This window comes from Bradyrhizobium sp. USDA 3315 (assembly GCF_054056795.1).
The window spans coordinates 3,414,341-3,430,835 of sequence record NZ_JBSRYP010000001.1; the positions used below are offsets into that span (position 1 = coordinate 3,414,341).

General features: G+C 65.7%; 16 protein-coding genes. 7 read left to right on the forward strand and 9 right to left on the reverse strand.

Annotated elements, in window-relative coordinates:
- Positions 1-72: 72 nt before the first annotated feature.
- A complete protein-coding gene (locus ACVIYL_RS15705) occupies positions 73-909 on the forward strand; it encodes an enoyl-CoA hydratase-related protein (protein WP_456779078.1) in 837 nt (278 codons plus the stop codon).
- A gap of 378 nt (positions 910-1,287) precedes the next feature.
- Here ACVIYL_RS15705 and ACVIYL_RS15710 read toward each other — a convergent pair whose 3' ends face one another.
- The 5 genes from ACVIYL_RS15710 to ACVIYL_RS15730 all read right to left on the reverse strand — a co-directional run bounded on the left by ACVIYL_RS15710 (position 1,288) and on the right by ACVIYL_RS15730 (position 5,811).
- Complete coding sequence (locus tag ACVIYL_RS15710; RefSeq protein ID WP_456779079.1) at positions 1,288-2,640, reverse strand: esterase-like activity of phytase family protein; 1,353 nt, start codon at positions 2,638-2,640, stop codon at positions 1,288-1,290.
- 108 nt (positions 2,641-2,748) lie between these two features.
- The gene (locus tag ACVIYL_RS15715; protein ID WP_456779080.1) at positions 2,749-3,552 is read right to left on the reverse strand and encodes a heme ABC transporter ATP-binding protein; all 804 of its coding nucleotides are present in this window, start codon (positions 3,550-3,552) and stop codon (positions 2,749-2,751) included.
- A complete protein-coding gene (locus ACVIYL_RS15720) occupies positions 3,549-4,649 on the reverse strand; it encodes a FecCD family ABC transporter permease (protein ID WP_456779081.1) in 1,101 nt (366 codons plus the stop codon). Before ACVIYL_RS15720 ends, ACVIYL_RS15715 begins: the two co-directional genes overlap by 4 nt.
- A complete protein-coding gene (locus tag ACVIYL_RS15725; protein ID WP_456779082.1) occupies positions 4,646-5,596 on the reverse strand; it encodes a heme/hemin ABC transporter substrate-binding protein in 951 nt (316 codons plus the stop codon). Before ACVIYL_RS15725 ends, ACVIYL_RS15720 begins: the two co-directional genes overlap by 4 nt.
- Before the next feature lie 8 nt (positions 5,597-5,604).
- On the reverse strand, positions 5,605-5,811 hold the full coding sequence (locus ACVIYL_RS15730) for a hemin uptake protein HemP (protein ID WP_456781835.1): 207 nt from the start codon (positions 5,809-5,811) through the stop codon (positions 5,605-5,607).
- Positions 5,812-6,063: 252 nt separating this feature from the next.
- Here ACVIYL_RS15730 and ACVIYL_RS15735 point away from each other — a divergent pair, with 252 nt between their 5' ends.
- The 6 genes from ACVIYL_RS15735 (at position 6,064) to ACVIYL_RS15760 (ending at position 11,648) form a co-directional block, all read left to right on the forward strand.
- Positions 6,064-8,409, forward strand: coding sequence for a TonB-dependent hemoglobin/transferrin/lactoferrin family receptor (locus ACVIYL_RS15735; protein ID WP_456779083.1), 2,346 nt, complete (start codon positions 6,064-6,066; stop codon positions 8,407-8,409).
- Between the two features lie 147 nt (positions 8,410-8,556).
- Positions 8,557-8,889: an antibiotic biosynthesis monooxygenase family protein gene (locus ACVIYL_RS15740; protein WP_021080657.1), complete on the forward strand. Its 333-nt coding sequence runs from the start codon at positions 8,557-8,559 to the stop codon at positions 8,887-8,889.
- Positions 8,886-9,410, forward strand: coding sequence for a heme utilization cystosolic carrier protein HutX (hutX, locus tag ACVIYL_RS15745; protein ID WP_253606893.1), 525 nt, complete (start codon positions 8,886-8,888; stop codon positions 9,408-9,410). Before ACVIYL_RS15740 ends, hutX begins: the two co-directional genes overlap by 4 nt.
- Positions 9,411-9,572: 162 nt before the next feature.
- The gene (gene exbB, locus ACVIYL_RS15750; RefSeq protein ID WP_456779084.1) at positions 9,573-10,373 is read left to right on the forward strand and encodes a tonB-system energizer ExbB; all 801 of its coding nucleotides are present in this window, start codon (positions 9,573-9,575) and stop codon (positions 10,371-10,373) included.
- A 3-nt stretch (positions 10,374-10,376) separates the two neighbouring features.
- On the forward strand, positions 10,377-10,823 hold the full coding sequence (gene exbD / locus ACVIYL_RS15755; protein WP_076829938.1) for a TonB system transport protein ExbD: 447 nt from the start codon (positions 10,377-10,379) through the stop codon (positions 10,821-10,823).
- A 3-nt stretch (positions 10,824-10,826) separates the two neighbouring features.
- The gene (locus tag ACVIYL_RS15760) at positions 10,827-11,648 is read left to right on the forward strand and encodes an energy transducer TonB family protein (RefSeq protein WP_253606894.1); all 822 of its coding nucleotides are present in this window, start codon (positions 10,827-10,829) and stop codon (positions 11,646-11,648) included.
- Between the two features lie 197 nt (positions 11,649-11,845).
- Here ACVIYL_RS15760 and ACVIYL_RS15765 read toward each other — a convergent pair whose 3' ends face one another.
- The 4 genes from ACVIYL_RS15765 to ACVIYL_RS15780 form a co-directional block, all read right to left on the reverse strand.
- Entirely contained in the window at positions 11,846-12,688 is an 843-nt protein-coding gene (locus tag ACVIYL_RS15765) for a carbohydrate ABC transporter permease (protein WP_016840579.1), read from the reverse strand.
- A gap of 46 nt (positions 12,689-12,734) precedes the next feature.
- On the reverse strand, positions 12,735-13,691 hold the full coding sequence (locus ACVIYL_RS15770) for a carbohydrate ABC transporter permease (RefSeq protein WP_137479049.1): 957 nt from the start codon (positions 13,689-13,691) through the stop codon (positions 12,735-12,737).
- A 128-nt stretch (positions 13,692-13,819) separates the two neighbouring features.
- Positions 13,820-15,166, reverse strand: a complete 1,347-nt coding sequence (locus ACVIYL_RS15775) for an ABC transporter substrate-binding protein (protein WP_069276553.1) — start codon at positions 15,164-15,166, stop codon at positions 13,820-13,822.
- 143 nt (positions 15,167-15,309) lie between these two features.
- Positions 15,310-16,353, reverse strand: a complete 1,044-nt coding sequence (locus ACVIYL_RS15780) for a C-terminal binding protein (RefSeq protein WP_316398971.1) — start codon at positions 16,351-16,353, stop codon at positions 15,310-15,312.
- Positions 16,354-16,495 lie beyond the last annotated feature (142 nt).

A 16,495-nucleotide genomic window follows, 5' to 3' on the forward strand; every position in this document is an offset into this window, starting at 1 on the left:
TGCCGATGACAACCTTCCCGATCTCGGGCATCACTTTGCCAAAGGCGACAAAGCCTGAGATCGGGAGGATCCATGAGCTACCAGCACATCGTCGTCGATGATCCGCGTCCGCGCGTCCGCCGCATCACGCTGAACCGCCCCGAGAAGCGCAACGCGCTGAACATTCGCCTGCGCGGCGAGATCTTCGAGGTGCTGGAGCAGGCCGACCGCGATCCCGAAATTTCGATCTCGATCCTGCGCGGCGCCGGACCCTGCTTCTCGGCGGGCTACGATCTCTCCGCCGACAATCGCGTCGACCAGCCCTATCACTCGGCATCCGGGCCCGGCCAATGGTCGCGCCATGTCGTCGAGGGCTGGTTCTCGATCTGGGATCTCGCAAAGCCCGTGATCGCGCAGGTGCACGGCTATTGCCTCGCCGGCGGCACCGAGCTCGCGACCGCTTGCGACGTGGTCTATGTCGCCGACGACGCCCAGATCGGCTATCCGCCGGTGCGGCTGATGAGCCCGCCCGACATGCAGTATCACCCGTGGCTGGTCGGCATGCGCCGTGCCATGGAATTGATGCTGACGGGCGACGCGATGTCCGGCCGCGAGGCCGCCGAATGGGGCTATGCGACCCGGTCGTTTCCGCTCGCCGAGCTGGAGACGAAGACGCTGGATTTCGCCGAGCGCGCGGCCAAGGTGCCGATCGAGCTGCAGCAGCTCAACAAGCGTAGCGTCCACCGCGCGATGGAAATCATGGGCGCCCGCGCCGCGATGCGCGCCGGCACCGAGATCCAGGCACTGGCCTTCACGACCGAGGCCAGCAAGGCCTACATGGCGGGCTTCCGCCGCGACGGCGGCAGCGTGAAGGCGCAGCTCGACCAGCGCGACACGACGTTCGGAGATTACCGGACGAAGAAGGAGTGACGATCACGGAAGCCGCGCGCTGAGCTGTATCGCCGTCACCCTGAGGAGGCCGCAAAGCGGCTGTCTCGAAGGGCGGCGGCCCGGCTGTCTCCATGCGGCTGCATCGGGGGCCGTGCATCCTTCGAGGCTCGCCCAGCGGCGCAATTGCGCCGCAAGGCTCGCGCCTCCAGCGACAAAGGCGTAGCCTTTGCGCGGGGATGACGGAATGGCCGTCGTGCCGGGATGAGCATCACGCTATCCGCATATTCGCTGTCATGCCCCGCCTTGAGCGGGGCATCCAGTACGCTGCGGCTTGTCCGTTGAGCTCGGGCGCCTCTGGAATACTGGGTCGCCCGGTCGAGCCGGGCGACGACACTGCTGTGGGTGGCGAGCGCCGCCTCACTTCGCCTTCAGGAAGTCGCCGACCTCGAGCAGCACGAACTCGTCGTCATCGGCCTTGTTCGGGTCGCGGCTCGAGGAGAACGGCAGGTTGTTGTCGTTGCCGACGATGATGTGGGTGTCGTCGACCCGGTCGACATTCTCGATGGTGAAGAACGGGAAAGTGTAGACGCCGTCGTTGAGCGGCTTGCGCGCCTTCTTGTTGGGATCGCGGATCTTCATCAGGTCGATATAGGCGATCTTGCGCACCGGCTTGCCGACATTGGCATCCGACAGCTCGATCTTGTAGACGCGCTTGAACTTGGCGAGATCAGGAAAACAGTTCTCGCCGCGCTGGCCTTGCGGGCAGGCCTTGTCGGCGGTGCCTTCGCCGTTGTCGCGCTCGATCACGAGGCCCTGGGCCGGATCGATCATGTTGAAGTCGCCGATCGCATTGCCGTTCTGCTCGAACACATACTGCCAGTAGCGTCCGGTGAACTTCTCCGCTGCGACGTCGAATTCCAGGATGCGTGAGGCCTCCTTGCCGTCGACCTTCTCCCAATCCTTCTTGTCGGCATCCCACAGCGGCCCCTCGAGCAGGCCGTAAAGGAACTTGCCGTCCATGGAGGAAGCAAAACCTTCATAGCCCTTGGAGCGGCGCAGGTTGACATTGGTGTAGCTGGCGCCGGGCGCGCCGGGCGACTGCACCGCCCAGTGATCCGGCGAGCGCACCGGCTTGCCGTCGGCGACGGTCTCGAACACGGCGAGGATCTTGCCGGTCTTGTCGGCCTTGAGGATGTAGGGCCCGAATTCATCGCCGATCCAGAAAATGTCGTTGATGATCTGGAAGCCCTCGGTGTCGAAATCGGCACCGGTCAAATAGCGCTTGGCGGTGTCCTCGTGGACGATGCGGAACGGCACCTTCCTGTCGGGATCGTGCAGGAACACGGTCTCCTGACGCTCGATCTTGCCGCTCGCCCAGTCGATCTTGTGCCGGTTCAGGTACAGCATCGAGTCCGCCGAGTTGTAGCGCGAGCCCATGCCGTTGTCGGTGATCACCCAGAACGAGCCGTCGGGCATCACCTTGATGCCGGAATGGCCCTGCAGCGGCTGGCCCTTGAACGGCAGCGACACGCCGGTCGGCCGCTCGTACGATTTGCCCATCACGGTGCCGATGGCGTCGACGCGCTTGCCGGTGGTGTATTTGCCCGAGGTCTTCAGATCATCAGGGGCGTCGGCGGGCGCGTCGATGAAGCTCTCCGCCGGCATCACGGCGTGTCCCGCCAGCGTCGCCGGGAATTCGCCCTCACCCTGCGCGAATGCCGATGTGGCGAGCAGGATCGAGGCGACGGAGCAGAGCAGGGACAGGCGCATGGTTGATCTCCCAAAGGATAAACGATGCGGTGTTCTCCGAGCCGCCTGTTACAGCCGGCTGACAGTTTTGTGAACCGCGGATGTTGCGGCGGGATAAGGCTTGCGGCGTTACGTCGCCTTGCCCGCCGGCTGCATCGTCTGCGGCAGCAGGAACGGCACGCCGTTTCCGGTATAGGCGATCGCAGCGTCGATCTCGAAGATCTCGCGCAGCGTCTCGGCCTTCATCGCCGCCGTACGGTCGCCGTCGACGGCAAGCCGGCCGCGGTGCAGCAGCAGGATGCGGTCGGCGAACCGCATCGCGAGGTTGAGGTCGTGCAGGATCGCGATCACCGCGGTGCCGCGGGCGGCGCGCCGCCGGGCCGTTTCGACCAGGTCGATCTGGTGCCGCAGATCGAGGCTCGAGGTCGGCTCGTCCAGCAGCAACAGTCCCGGTCCATGCAGCGCTTCGCCGCAGGCGAGCTGCACCAGCACGCGGGCGAAATGCGCCCGCTGCTGCTCGCCGCCGGACAGTGTCGGCAATTGCCTGAAACGGAAACGCGCGAGCCCGACCTCGTCGAGCGCCGCCTCGACCAGCGCCCGCGCCACGGCACGCGGGCTTTCGCCGGCGCCCATGCTGACGATTTCCTCGACGGTGAACGGGAAGGTGACGTTGACATGCTGCGACAGCATCGCGCGGTGCTGCGCCAGCGCGCGCGGTCGGTAAGTTTGCAAGTCGCGCTGCCTCAGCCTGATCGCCCCGCGGGACGGACGCAGGTCGCCCGACAGCATCCGCAGCAGGGTCGATTTGCCGGCGCCGTTGGGACCGACGATCGCGACCATCTCGCCGGCATCGACCTGCAGCGACACCGCATCGACCAGATCAGTGCCGCCGACCGTCATGGTTACCGACTGCGCTTCGAGCAGGGCCGTCACAGCGACACCAGTCCGCGCTGCCGCAGCAGCATGGCGAGGAAGAACGGCGCGCCGATCGCTGCCGTCAGGATGCCGATCGGCATTTCCGCGGGTGCCACGATGGTGCGCGCCACGGTGTCGGCGCCGACCAGGAGGATGGCACCGAGCAGCGCGGAGGCCGGCAGCAGCAGCCGATGCGCCGGCCCGATCACCAGCCGCAACAGATGCGGCACCACGATGCCGATGAAGCCGACCACGCCGCAGACCGAGACCGCGACCCCGGTCATCGCCGACACCAGCACGATCGAGATCCGCTTCAGCCGTTCGACGTCGACGCCGCTGTGGAACGCCTCCGCCTCGCCGAGCACCAGCACGTCGAGCCCGCGCGCGATCGAGAGGCAGGCGGCCAGCGCGACCGCCAGCACCGGCGCCAGCGCCGTGAGCTTGCTCCAGGTCGCGCCGCTGAGCGAGCCGAGCAGCCAGAAGGTGATGTCGCGAAGCTGGCGGTCGTCGGCGACGAACACCAGAAGGCCGATGCCGGCATTGGCGATCGCGGCGATCGCGAGCCCGGCCAGCAGGAAGATCGCAATCGATGTCCGGCCGCCGCGGCTGGCGATGCCGTAAAGCACGACGGTCGTGATCAGCGAGCCGGCAAAGGCCGCGATCGGCAGCAGCTGGTGTTGCAGGAAGCGCAGGCTTTCGCCGAGATGGCTGTCGGTGAACACGATCGCGGCCGCCGCGGCAAACGCGCCGCCGGAGGAGACGCCGACCAGCGCGGGGTCGGCGAGGGGATTGCGGAACAGGCCCTGCATGATCGAGCCTGATACGGCAAGGAGGCCGCCGACCATCGCCGCCGCCGCGATCCGCGGGATGCGGATCGACCACACCACGAGCTGGTCGCGTGCGAGCAGCGGGTTGGCGACACGATCAGCCCAAAGCCCAAGCGCCGCCGGAAGCCGAGCCATTGGAATGCCGGCAGCCCCGACCGTCAGGGCGACGAGGGCGGTGCCTGCGAGCGCCGCAAGCAGGCAGAGCAGGGTGAGTGTCGCGGCCGGCCGCAGCGACATGCCGGCGCGCCGTCGTTTCGCACGCCGGCGGCGTTCGGCCAGCACGCTCATTGCCGGCAATTCGCGGTCAGCGCTGCCGGCTTGAAGTAGTCGGCCTCCGGCGCCAGCGCCGGATAAAGCTTGACCGAGAGGTCGCGTGCCGCGGCCGCGGTGCGCGGTCCGAAGCCGAGCAGATAAAGGCCTTCCATCGAGATGAAGGCCTTGTTGGCCGCGACCGGCGTCAGCGCGAAGGCCGGATGCGCGAACACGGCATCCGACGTCAGCGAATCCTTGCCGCGATCGATCGACAGCACGACATCCGGTTTCGCCGCCACGATGGCCTCGTCATTGACCGGCTTGTAGCCGTCGTAACCATCGATGGCGTTGACGCCGCCGGCAAGCCGGATGATCTCGTCCGCCGCGGTCTTGTGGCCCGCCGCCATCGCCCGGCCGTTCAACAGCGACATCACGAACATCACGCGCACCGGCTTCGTTACCCTGGCACGCAGCGCGCGCAGTTGCGCGAGATCGCTCTCCACCGCCGTGGTCAGGCAGGCGGCGCGCGGATCGGCGCCCATGGCGTGGCCCACCAGTCTGATCTTCTCGACCAGCCCGGCCTCCGAGAACGTCTCCGGCACCAGCACCAGCGGCACCTTGGCCGCCTCGAGCACGTCCATGGTCTCCTTCGGCCCTGAGCCCTGCACCGCGAGCACCAGCGACGGGTGCAGGCCAAGCACGCCCTCCGGCGACAGCTGACGCATGTAGCCGACGTCGGGCTTCTCGCGCAGCGCAGCCGGCGGGTAGAGGCTGGTCGCATCGACGCCGGCGATGCGGTCCTCGAAGCCGAGGGCGTAGAGGATCTCGGTGATCGCGCCGCCGATCGAGACGATGCGCGACGGATTGTCGATCACGACGTCGCGGTCGCGCGCGTCATGCACGGTGATGCCCTCGGCCGTCACGGCTTCGATCGGCAGCAGGCAGGAGAAGGCGAGCAAAGCGAGCGTGCGACAAATTGTCATCGGGGCCGTCACTTGGTCAGGATCAGCTTGTTCTGCGAGGTCAGCCGCAACCGGTAATGTTCTTCGCCGTGCGTGATGATGATCTCGCGCTCCGCAGCGAACAGGTCGCGGCTGTCGAGACGATTACCGCGCATGATCAGCGTTTTGGCCGCGCCGGATGCAGGCTCGGTCTGCTTTCCGGCTGCGTCGATATTGTCTCCGGAAGCTGCGGACATATTGTGGTGCTGCGCCTGCGAAAAATTTTCAAATGGTGTTTGCTTGTATAAGCGGGCGAAGGCGCATTCCAACGGCCGCACTTTACAATCGATATAAACAGCGCCGCCGCATTCTTGACCGTTTTGTTGCCGGCTCGTAACCAATCCTCACGCGATGCAAGCGGTGGCTTGATCGCGATGTAGCCAGCAAGCCGCTCGTCAGAGAGCGCACGCCAGCCAAACCAGAAAAGCGATGATCAGGCTGGGGCTAGAATGGCTGACGGGGCTAGGGTTTCGCGCGCCCTGATTTTGGGCGCGTCGGTATTTTCATTTGTGGCAGCACTGCCGGAACGCGGCTTCGCGCAGACCGCCGATCCGTCGGCTGCGCGTCCTTCGACCGAGCGGCCGAAGCAGGCCAAGCGGAAGCCGAAGCCGGCGGCCGAAGCTCAGGCGGCGCCGGCGGCGATGAACGCGCGGGCGCAGATCGGCGCGGTGCCGGTGCAATCGCTCGACACCATCACGGCGGTGGCCTCCAAGACCGAGGAGCGCGCGATCGATGCGCTGGCGCCGGTCAGCTCCGTCACGCTGGAGAAGATCCAGGGCCTGCAGCCGAACCGGCTCTCCGATATTTTCTATAACGTGCCCGGCGTCTCGGTTCAGGAGCGCGGCGACGATCCGGCGACCGTCATCAACATCCGCGGCTTGCAGGATTTCGGCCGTGTCGCTGTTATCGTCGACGGCGCGCGGCAGAACTATCAGCGCACCGGCCACAACGCCAACGGCTCGTTCTTCCTCGATCCCGAACTGATCGGCGGCGTCGACGTGGTGCGCGGCCCGACCGCGAACATCTATGGCTCCGGCGCGATTGGCGGCGTGGTCTCGTTCCGCACCAAGGACATCGACGACGTGGTGCGTCCCGGCGAGCGCTGGGGTGTCGACATGTCGGGCTCCTACGGCACCAACAAGGACCGCGGCATGGGCTCGGTGTTCGGCGGCGTACGCGTCGATCCGAATGTCGATGTGTTCGGCGGCGCGGTTTATCGCACCCAGGGCAATTACAAGGACGGCGCGGGCACCGAGATCGGTAACACCGGCAACGATATCGCGGCCGGCCTGATGAAGGTGACGTTCCGCCCGGCCGAAGGCCACGAGTTCAAGATCGGCGGCATCTTCCAGGACTACCAGTACAATATCGGTCAGCCGAACCGCGGCCCGACCACGACGGCGGCGCCGCTGGCGGCAATCGCGGGCTCCTCGGTCTACGCTTCCGACGCGAAGAACTACACGGGCACCTTGAGCTGGCGATATTCCAGACCCGACGACATGCTGTTCGACTGGAACATCTCGGTCTACGGCAACCGCACCGACAACGACCAGGTCAAGACCTACAACAACCGCATCACCACCGGCGGCGGCGTCTGCACGCTCGCCAATCCCGGCAACAACATCTCCGGCTGCGTCGGCGACAAGCGAGGCTATTTGCTGGATACGGTTGGTGTCGACGTCAACAACACCTCGCGCTTCAATTTCGGCGACTGGCGCAACGCCGTGACCTACGGTTTCGACGCCTTCCGCGACGATGTCGAGACGTTCGATTCGCGCGGCAATTCCAACATCACGACGCCGGGCGGCCAGCGCACCGTGTCCGGCGGCTTCGTGCAGCTGAAGCAGAACTATTCGACCTGGCTCGAGCTAATCAGCGCTGTCCGCTACGACCACTACGAGCTCAATTCGATCAACACCACGACCAGCGGCGACCGGCTGTCGCCGAAGATCACGCTCGGCGTCACGCCGGTTGCCGGCTTCACGCCCTATGTCAGCTATGCCGAAGGCTATCGCGCGCCGTCCATCACGGAGACGCTGATCGCGGGTGGTCACGCCACCGGCGGCGGGCCGGCGCTGTTCAACTGCCCTGATGGCACCAGCGGCCTGTTTTGCTTCCTGCCCAATGCAGCGCTGCGGCCGGAGGTCGGCAAGAACAAGGAAGCCGGCATCAACCTGAAATATGACGGCATCTTCACCGCGAACGACTCGTTCCGCGGCAAGGTCAACGTGTTCCGCAACGACGTCGACGGCTATATCGACCTCGTTGCCTCGGCGCCGACCCTGACGCCGTTCGGACGGTTCAGCCAGTTCTACCAGTACCAGAACATCGCCCACGCCCGCATCGAGGGCTTCGAGCTCGAGACGATGTATGACGCGGGCGACTGGTTCGTCGGCGTCGCCGGCCATCTGATGCGCGGCCGGAACACCCAGACCAATGTCGGGCTCGCCACCATCACGCCGCGCAAGGTGACGACCACGGGCGGCGTCCGCCTGCTCGACCGCTCGCTGATCGTTGCCGCGCAATGGTCCTCGTTCGGCGCCAACAACGACCTGCCGGCGGGCTATCTGCCCTCGACCGGCTACGAGCTCGTCAACCTCTATCTGACCTGGAACGCCACCAAGGACATCACCTTCACGGCATCGGTCGACAACCTCTTGAACCAGTACTACCGGCCTTATGCGATCCCCGGCTCCTCGACCGACGGCACGACGCAGAACGACGTGCTGTTCTCGAGCCCCGGTCCGGGCACCGTTTACAAGGCCGGACTCAGGATTCACCTAGGTGGAGCGTAACGCGAGACGCCGATCATTCCATCCAGGTTGCTCCGGCCGCGCTGGTGCCCCCAGCGCGGCCTTGGCGTATTCCTTGGCGCGTTCATGTTATTAACGAGATCAACCGGCAGGATCCGGGCATCCGCCGTCAAACAGGAGAGAGTTTTCATGTTCATCGCAATGAACCGGTTCCAGGTGATCAAGGGCAAGGAGCAGGCGTTCGAGACGGTCTGGAAGACGCGCGAATCCTATCTCGGCGATCTGCCGGGCTTCATCGAATTTCATCTGGTGAAGGGCCCCGAGGCCGAGGACCACACGCTCTATGCGACCCATACCGTCTGGGCCAGCAAGGCGGCGTTCGAGGACTGGACGAAATCCGATGCGTTCCGCCGCGCCCATTCGCGCGCCGGCAACGAGACCGGCGGCAGCCTCTATCTCGGCCATCCCAAATTCGAGGGTTTTGAGGTGCTGATCACCGAGCGCGCGAAGAGCCCGGCATGACGGAGACGGCCGTGCAGAACGCGGAGCTTGCGGGATTGAAGGCCTATATGGCCGACAATCCCGGCACGGTCATCGAGGACGTCGCGCGCGAGCGCAAGGTGACGCCGCGCGCGGTGCTCGAGGCGCTCCCCGAGAGCATGGTGCGGATCGGTCCCGGCGAGTTTGCCGCCGCGATGCAGGACATCGCGGAGTGGGGCGAGGTGACGCTGATCGTGCATACCGATGACGCGATCTTCGAGTTCACCGGCGCCATTCCGAACGGCGAGGTCGGTCGCGGCTATTTCAACCTGATGCAGCCGAAGGGCCTGCACGGCCATCTGAGGCACGATCGCTGCGCGGCGATCGCGTTCGTCGAGCGGCCCTTCATGGGCAAGGTGTCGGCGTTCATCGCCTTCATCAATCGCGACGGCGGCATCATGTTCAAGGTGTTCGTCGGCCGCGACGAGACGCGCGCGCTGCGTAGCGATCAGCTGGTGCGCTTTCATGCGCTGGCGGACCGCCTCGCACCGAACGCGGGCTGAAGATTTCTTCTCCCTCTTCCCGCTTGCGGGGAGAGGGTCGGGGCGAGGGGACCCTCCGGGCACCGTGCTCGTGGAGAGTCCCCCTCACCCGGCTCGCATCTTGCGATGCGATCCGACCTCTCCCCGCAGGCGGGGCGAGGTGAGATGCGGTTGGAGGTGAGTATGCTAATTCGCACGTTTGGCAGAAGTAGCCAGCTATCAATCGTCGTCCAGTTGATTGCGGTCGTGACTGCATCTCTCCCAAGCAGTAGCCTTGCCGCATCCGACGCCGCACTGCTGCCGCGCAACCTCTCGCCCTGGGGCATGTTCGAAAGCGCCGACATCGTCGTGAAGGCGGTGATGGTTGGGCTCGCCTTCGCCTCGCTCGTCACCTGGACGATCTGGCTCGCCAAGACCGTCGAGATCCGCCGCAAGACCGCGCTCGCCCGGCAGCGGATCGGCCTCCTTGAGCGCGACACCCAGCTTGCCGAGGTCGAGCAGGCGAGCCGCGACGGCAGCGATGCGGTAGCGCAGATCGTGCAATCGGCCTCGCGCGAGGCTGCGCTGTCCGGCGGGATGTTCGACGACGGCTTCAAGGAGCGCATCGCGCTGCGGCTGGAGCGGGTCGAGGCGGCGATGTCGCGGCAGATCGCGCGCGGCACCGGCGTATTGGCGACGATCGGCGCCACCGCGCCGTTCGTCGGCCTGTTCGGCACGGTATGGGGCATCATGAACGCCTTCATCGGCATCTCCGAGGCCCACACCACCAATCTCGCGGTGGTCGCGCCCGGCATCGCCGAGGCGCTGCTTGCGACCGCGCTCGGCCTGGTCGCCGCGATCCCGGCGGTCGTGATCTACAATCACCTGACCCGTTCGATCGCGTCCTACCGCGCGTTGCTCGGCGACGCCTCCGCCATGGTGACGCTGCTGGTCAGCCGCGAGGGCGATCGCGGCCTGTTCCGGCTGGCACGCGCTGCGGAGTAGGCGATGGGCGCGAAGCTTGGCACTGGCGGCGCATTCGGCGGCCGGCGTCGTGGCGACGACGATCTGGTCGAGGCGCATGAGATCAACGTCACCCCGTTCATCGACGTGATGTTGGTGCTGCTCATCATCTTCATGGTGGCGGCGCCGCTCGCGACCGTCGATCTCGGCGTCGATCTGCCGGCCTCGACCGCCGAGCCGCAGCCGCGGCCGGACAAGCCGGTGTTCGTCACCGTGAAGTCCGATCTCTCCGTCGCGGTCGGCGAGGACGTGATCGCGCGCGAGACGCTGACGTCGACGCTCGATGGCGCCACGCAAGGCAGGAAGGACGAGCGCATCTTCCTGCGCGCCGACAAGGCGGTCAGCTATGGCGATCTGATGGAGGTGATGAACCTGCTGCGCAACGCCGGCTATCTCAAGATTGCGCTGGTTGGCCTCGACGGGCGTAGCTGATCCATGAATGCGTACGCGCTTCATGATGCGGGCGACGAGATCTGGCTGCGGCGCTGGGGCCTGTCGGTGGCTGCGATCCTGGCGGCGCACGCGGCAGTGCTCGCGGTTGGCATGAGCTGGGTCCCGGCGCCGCCGCCCGGTGTTGCGGTGCCGGCGGTGCTGGTCGATCTGACGCCGATCACCTCGGCGCTGGAGATTTCGGAGACCGAGCTGCCGCCGGGGCCGGCGATGCAGGAGGCCGACGCGTCGCCGCCGGAGCCTGCCGCCGCGCAGCCAGTGCCGCAGGAGATCGCGCCGACGCCGATGCAGGAGAAGCCCGACGTCGTCGCGCCGCCGGAACAGAAGCAGCAGATCACGCCGCCGCAACCCGAGCCCGCGAAAGTCGTTCCGGAGAGGAAGGTCGAACCGGTCAAGCCGAAAGTGGTTCGTCGGGAAGCAAAGCAGCCGTCCGAGGCAACGCCGGCACCGCGCACCAGCGCGCCGAGCCGTGCCGAACGGCAGGCGCCGGCTGCGTCCGCGATCAGCGCCGGCGCGGCCGTGTCAGCGATCGCGGCCTATAACGCCCGCGTCCGCGCGCATCTGTTGCGCTTCCATTCCTATCCCGCAGGCGGCAACGGCCAGCGCGGGGTGGTCCGCCTGGTGTTCACGCTCGGCCGCGGCGGGCAGGTGCTGTCGAGCCATCTCGGCGGCTCCTCCGGCAATCCGACCTTCGACGCGCGCGCGCTGGCGATGGTGCGCCAGGCCCAGCCGTTTCCGGCGTTTCCGTCCGAGATCACGCAAGGCTCGATGGGTTTTTCCGTGCCGGTCGCGTTTGTGCCGCGGTAGTGCGCGACCTCATTGAGAGAGGCCGCACATCTATTCCCGTCATCCTGAGGTGCGAGCCTTGCGGCGCACTTGCGCCGCTGGGCGAGCCTCGAAGGATGCACGGCCCGGCTGCTGGCCGTCGATCCTTCGAGACGCGCTTCGCGCTCCTCAGGATGACGGGGATAGATTGAGTTCGCTTCAATACGCCGGAAGCTCCGTTACTCCTTCACCGCCCCCGTCAGCGACGACACGTAGTAGTCGACGAACAGCGAGTAGAACAGCGCGACCGGCAGCGAGCCGAGCAGCGAGCCGGCCATCAGCGCGCCCCACTGGTAGACGTCGCCGGTGACGAGCTCGGTCAGGATCGCGACCGGCACCGTCTTGTTGGCGCCGCTCTGGATGAAGGCGAGCGCGTAGATGAACTCGTTCCAGGACAGCGTGAAGGAGAAGATGCCGGCCGAGATCAGGCCGGGCACCGCGAGCGGCAGCGTGATCCGCCACAGGATCTGCAACCGCGTCGCACCGTCGACCAGCGCGCATTCCTCGAGCTCGTAAGGGATCGACTTGAAATAGCCGATCAACAGCCAGGTGCAGAACGGCACCAGGAAGGTCGGATAGACCAGGATCAGCGCCAGCGGCGAGTCGAACAGGCCGAACTGCACGATCACGGTGGCGAGCGGAATGAACAGGATCGACGGCGGCACCAGATAGGCGAGGTAGATGCCGAGGCCGACATAGGGACTGCCGCGGAAGCGCAGCCGCTCGATCGCGTAGGCGGCGAGCGTCGAGGCGAACAGCGACAGGAAGGTCGAGCCGATCGCGACCAGCATGGTGGTCTTCAGCCAGCGCGGATAGGCCGTGTCGAACAACAGATGCTTGATATGCGCGAGCGTCGGCGAGGTGATCCAGAACGGATTGTGCTCCTTGTAGTTCAGGAGCTCGGCGTTCGGTTTGAACGAGGTGACCGCCATCCAGTAGAACGGAAACAGCAGGATCAGGATGAAGCAGGCGAGCGGCAGATAGATCATCACCACGCGCCGGGCGCGGGAGTCCCACGCCATCGTATCGGGCGTGGCGCTGGCGACGTTGGAGGATTGGGCTGCAACGTCAGTCATTGGCTTCTCCCTGCTGCCATTTGCGGCGCGCGAGGCCGAAGTAGCTGAACAATGTTGCGAACACCAGGAACGGGATCATCGAGACGGCGATCGCGGCACCCTCTCCGAGCTCGCCGCCGGCGATGCCGCGCTGGAACGCCAGTGTCGCGAGCAGATGGGTCGAGTTGACCGGGCCGCCGCGGGTGATGGCGTAGACCAGCTGGAAGTCGGTGAAGGTGAAGATGATCGAGAACGTCATCACGATCGCCAGGATCGGCATCATCATCGGGAAGGTGATGTAGCGGAAGCGCTGCCAGGAGGTGGCGCCGTCGAGCATCGCCGCCTCGTAGAGCGAGGGCGAGATGGTCTGCAGCCCCGCCAGCAGCGAGATCGCGACGAACGGGATGCCGCGCCAGATATTGGCGGCGATCAGCGAGAACCGCGCCGGCCAGGGCGAGCCGAGAAAGTCGACATTGCTGTCGCGCCAGTGCAGCACGTCGACCAGGAGATAGGAGATGATCGAGAACTGCGGATCGTAGATCCACCAGAACGCCAGCGCGGAGAGCACCGTCGGCACGATCCACGGCAGCAGCACGATGGCGCGGATCAGGCTCTTGAACGGAAAATGGTTGTTGAGCAGCAGCGCCAGCCAGAAGCCGAGCGCGAACTTTCCGAAGGTTGCAACCGCGGTGTAGAAGATCGAATAGAACACCGCGTTCCACCACAAGGGATCCTTGAGCAGATACTGGAAGTTCTCAAGTCCGATGTAGATGCCGCGCTGGCCGATCGTGGTGTCGGTGAAGGCGAGCCAGATGCCGAGGCCCAGCGGATAGGTGAGGAACACCAGCAGCAGGCCGATCGCGGGCGCAAGGCACATCACGATCAGGAACGGCTTGTAGTCGAACAGGCGCGCGAGCCAGCCCGGCTGGTGCAGCGCCGCGCCGCGTGAGGGGAGGGTGGTGACAGACATCAGGTTCTTGTCTCGGTCCGACTTCCAGGGTCATTCCGGGCTGGTGCGTTAGCACCAGACCCGGAATCTCGAGATTCCGGGTTCGATGCTACGCATCGCCCCGGAATGACAGCGGCTTGAGGTCGATCTTACCGGCCCTGCCGCCGGAAGTACCGCTTGGCGCGCTGCTCGGCCTCCGCGGCCGCTGCCTCGGGCGTTGCGGCGTCGGTCGCGACCGAGGCGCACATCTGCACCAGCACATAGTCGGCGTTGACGGCGCCGGTCGCGGTCGAGATCGGCCCCTTGTAGCCGTTGTAGTACGGGCTCCTCATCGTGTCCTTGAAGATCGCGACCTTGGGGTCGCTCGACCACACCGCGGCGTCGGCATAGGCCGCCAGCGGCTGCGACCAGTAACCGGAATTGGCGTTGAGCCACGGCTCGTACTGTTCGTGCTCGAGCATGAACTGCAGGAACGCCTTCGCTGCGTTGGGATACTTGCTGTGCTTGAACACCATTGCGTTCAAGGTCAGGCCGGACATCGGAGAGGTGGGGGCCAGCCCCTTGATCAGGAACTGATGCGCGGTGTCGTCGGCGATCGCCTTGGTCGCGGGATCGTTCTTCAGCGAGAAATATAGCGAGACGCCGTTTGCGGTCAGGCCGATCTCCTGCGACGAGTAAGCGCGGTTGTTGGAAACGTCGTTCCAGGACGGCGTGCCGGCGATGAAGGTCGGATAGAGTTCCTTCAGATATTTCAGCGCCGCGATCGTCTCCTTGCTGTTGATGATGATGTTGCCTTCCTCATCGAGCAGCGCGGCGTTGTGCGACCACAACAGCCAGTTGGCGAAGCCGTTGCCGTCGCCGACCGCGTTGCCGAGTGCGAAGCCCGCGGGCTTGCCGGCCGCCTTCAGCTTCTTGCAGAGTTCGAGGAAGCCGGCGTGGTCCTCCGGCACCTTGTCGAAGCCGGCGGCGTTGACCAGCGACTTGCGGTAGACCAGCGGGCCGCCCGAGGCGCCGAACGGCAGGCCGACCCAGCTCTTCGACTTCGAGCGCATGCCGTATCGGCGCGCCAGCGTGAGCCATCCGCCATAGCGCTTGTCGAGATAGTCGGCGACATCGGTCAGCTCGATCAGCTTGTCGATATAGATGTGCGGCGCGTCGCCGAAGCCGATGATGATGTCGGGGCCGGCGCCGGAGTTCGAGGTCACGGCGGTCTGCTGGTTGATGTCCTCCCAGCCGACGAAGTCGACCTTGATCTCGACACCGGTCTTGTCGGTGAATTTCTTGGCATTGGCGCGGAACACGTCCTCGTCGGCCTGGACGAAGCGCACCGGCCGCAGCATGCGCAAGGTGGCGTCCTTTTCGATCGGCAGCGACGGCGCCGCCACGTCGGCTGCCTTCACTTTCGACGCCTCCTGCGCCGAAGCGCCGGTGACCGCCAGCGCCGCCGCGGAAGCCCCCAGCACCAGCGCGTCGCGACGCGTGATCTCGTACTTCATGTCGTTCGCACTCCCGTTCTTATTGTTTCGTTGTTGTTTTTCCTTCCCGGCGTTTGGCCGCCGGTGAAGGTCTCTTGGTCTCGGCGCCAGCCGCACAAAGGGCCCGCAAGAGACGGGCCCCGCACGAAAAACGCATTCCCGCCCTAGCTGTTCGGACCGCGATCCATGCTGACGGGCTGCCAGCGGCGCAACGCGGTGTTTTGCAGCACCGACGGGTTGACGCAGCTTACCGGCCACATGCCTTGCAGCACTAGTGACAATTCGTAGCCCACCCGGCGCTTGCGCGCCTCGTCAAAACGTGCCGACGCCGAGGCGACATGGGCGGTCAAGGTAACATTGTCCATCCCGAGCATCGGATTGTTGTGCGACGGAGGCTCCTTTTCCAGCACGTCGAGCGCGGCGTGGGCGATCCAGCCCTCCTGCAGCGCCTTGATCAGCGATTCCTCGTCGACCGTGGCGCCGCGGCCGGTGTTGATGAAGATCGCCGACTTTTTCATCTGGCGAAAATGCTTCTCGGTCAGCATGTGGTGCACTTCGGGCCGCGCCGGGGCGTGCATCGAGACGAAATCCGACTGCGACAGCACCTCCGACAGCGTCGAGGGGACCACGCCGTGGTCGTACATCAGGGTTTCCTGGATGAAGGGATCGTAGGCCACCATCCTGAGGCCGAACGGCGCGGCGCGCTTGGCCACCGCACGGGCGACCCGGCCGAACGAGATGAAGCCGAGCGTCTGGCCCATCAGCCGCGGAATCTTCAGAAGCGCCGGGCGGCCCTCGGCCCAGCGGCCGGTGCGCACCATCTTGTCCTGCTCGATCAGGCGGCGGAAGCCGGCGAGCAGCAGCATCATGGCGTGGTCGGCGACCTCCTCGATGAAGGTGTCGGGGATGTTGGTGACGGGGATGCCGCGGGCGGTCGCGGCCTTGACGTCGACCGAGTCGACGCCGACGCTGCCGAGCGTGATCACCTTGCAGTTCTCGAGCGCGTCGATGACCGCCTTGGTGATCGGCATGCCCTTGGCGTAGATCGCGTCCGCGGTGCGTGCCGCGGCGATGAATTCGGCCTCATTGGCCGGCGCCTCGACGATCTCGGCGCCGATCGGATCGAGCGCCTCGCGCTCATAGTCGTAGCCGCCGCCGGCGACCGTGAAGCTCGCGCCCTTCGGCGTGACCACCCTGAATTTCGACATTGTCTGCTCCCGATGTGAGTCTGCTGTTCTTGCTTCTTGCTGGTTTGCTTCTTGATCTTGATTCTTCTTGCTTCTTGGAGCGCGGCTGGGTCGCCGCCTTCCCATGCTTGTACGCGAGCCGCGCTGTTCTCTCCACAATTGC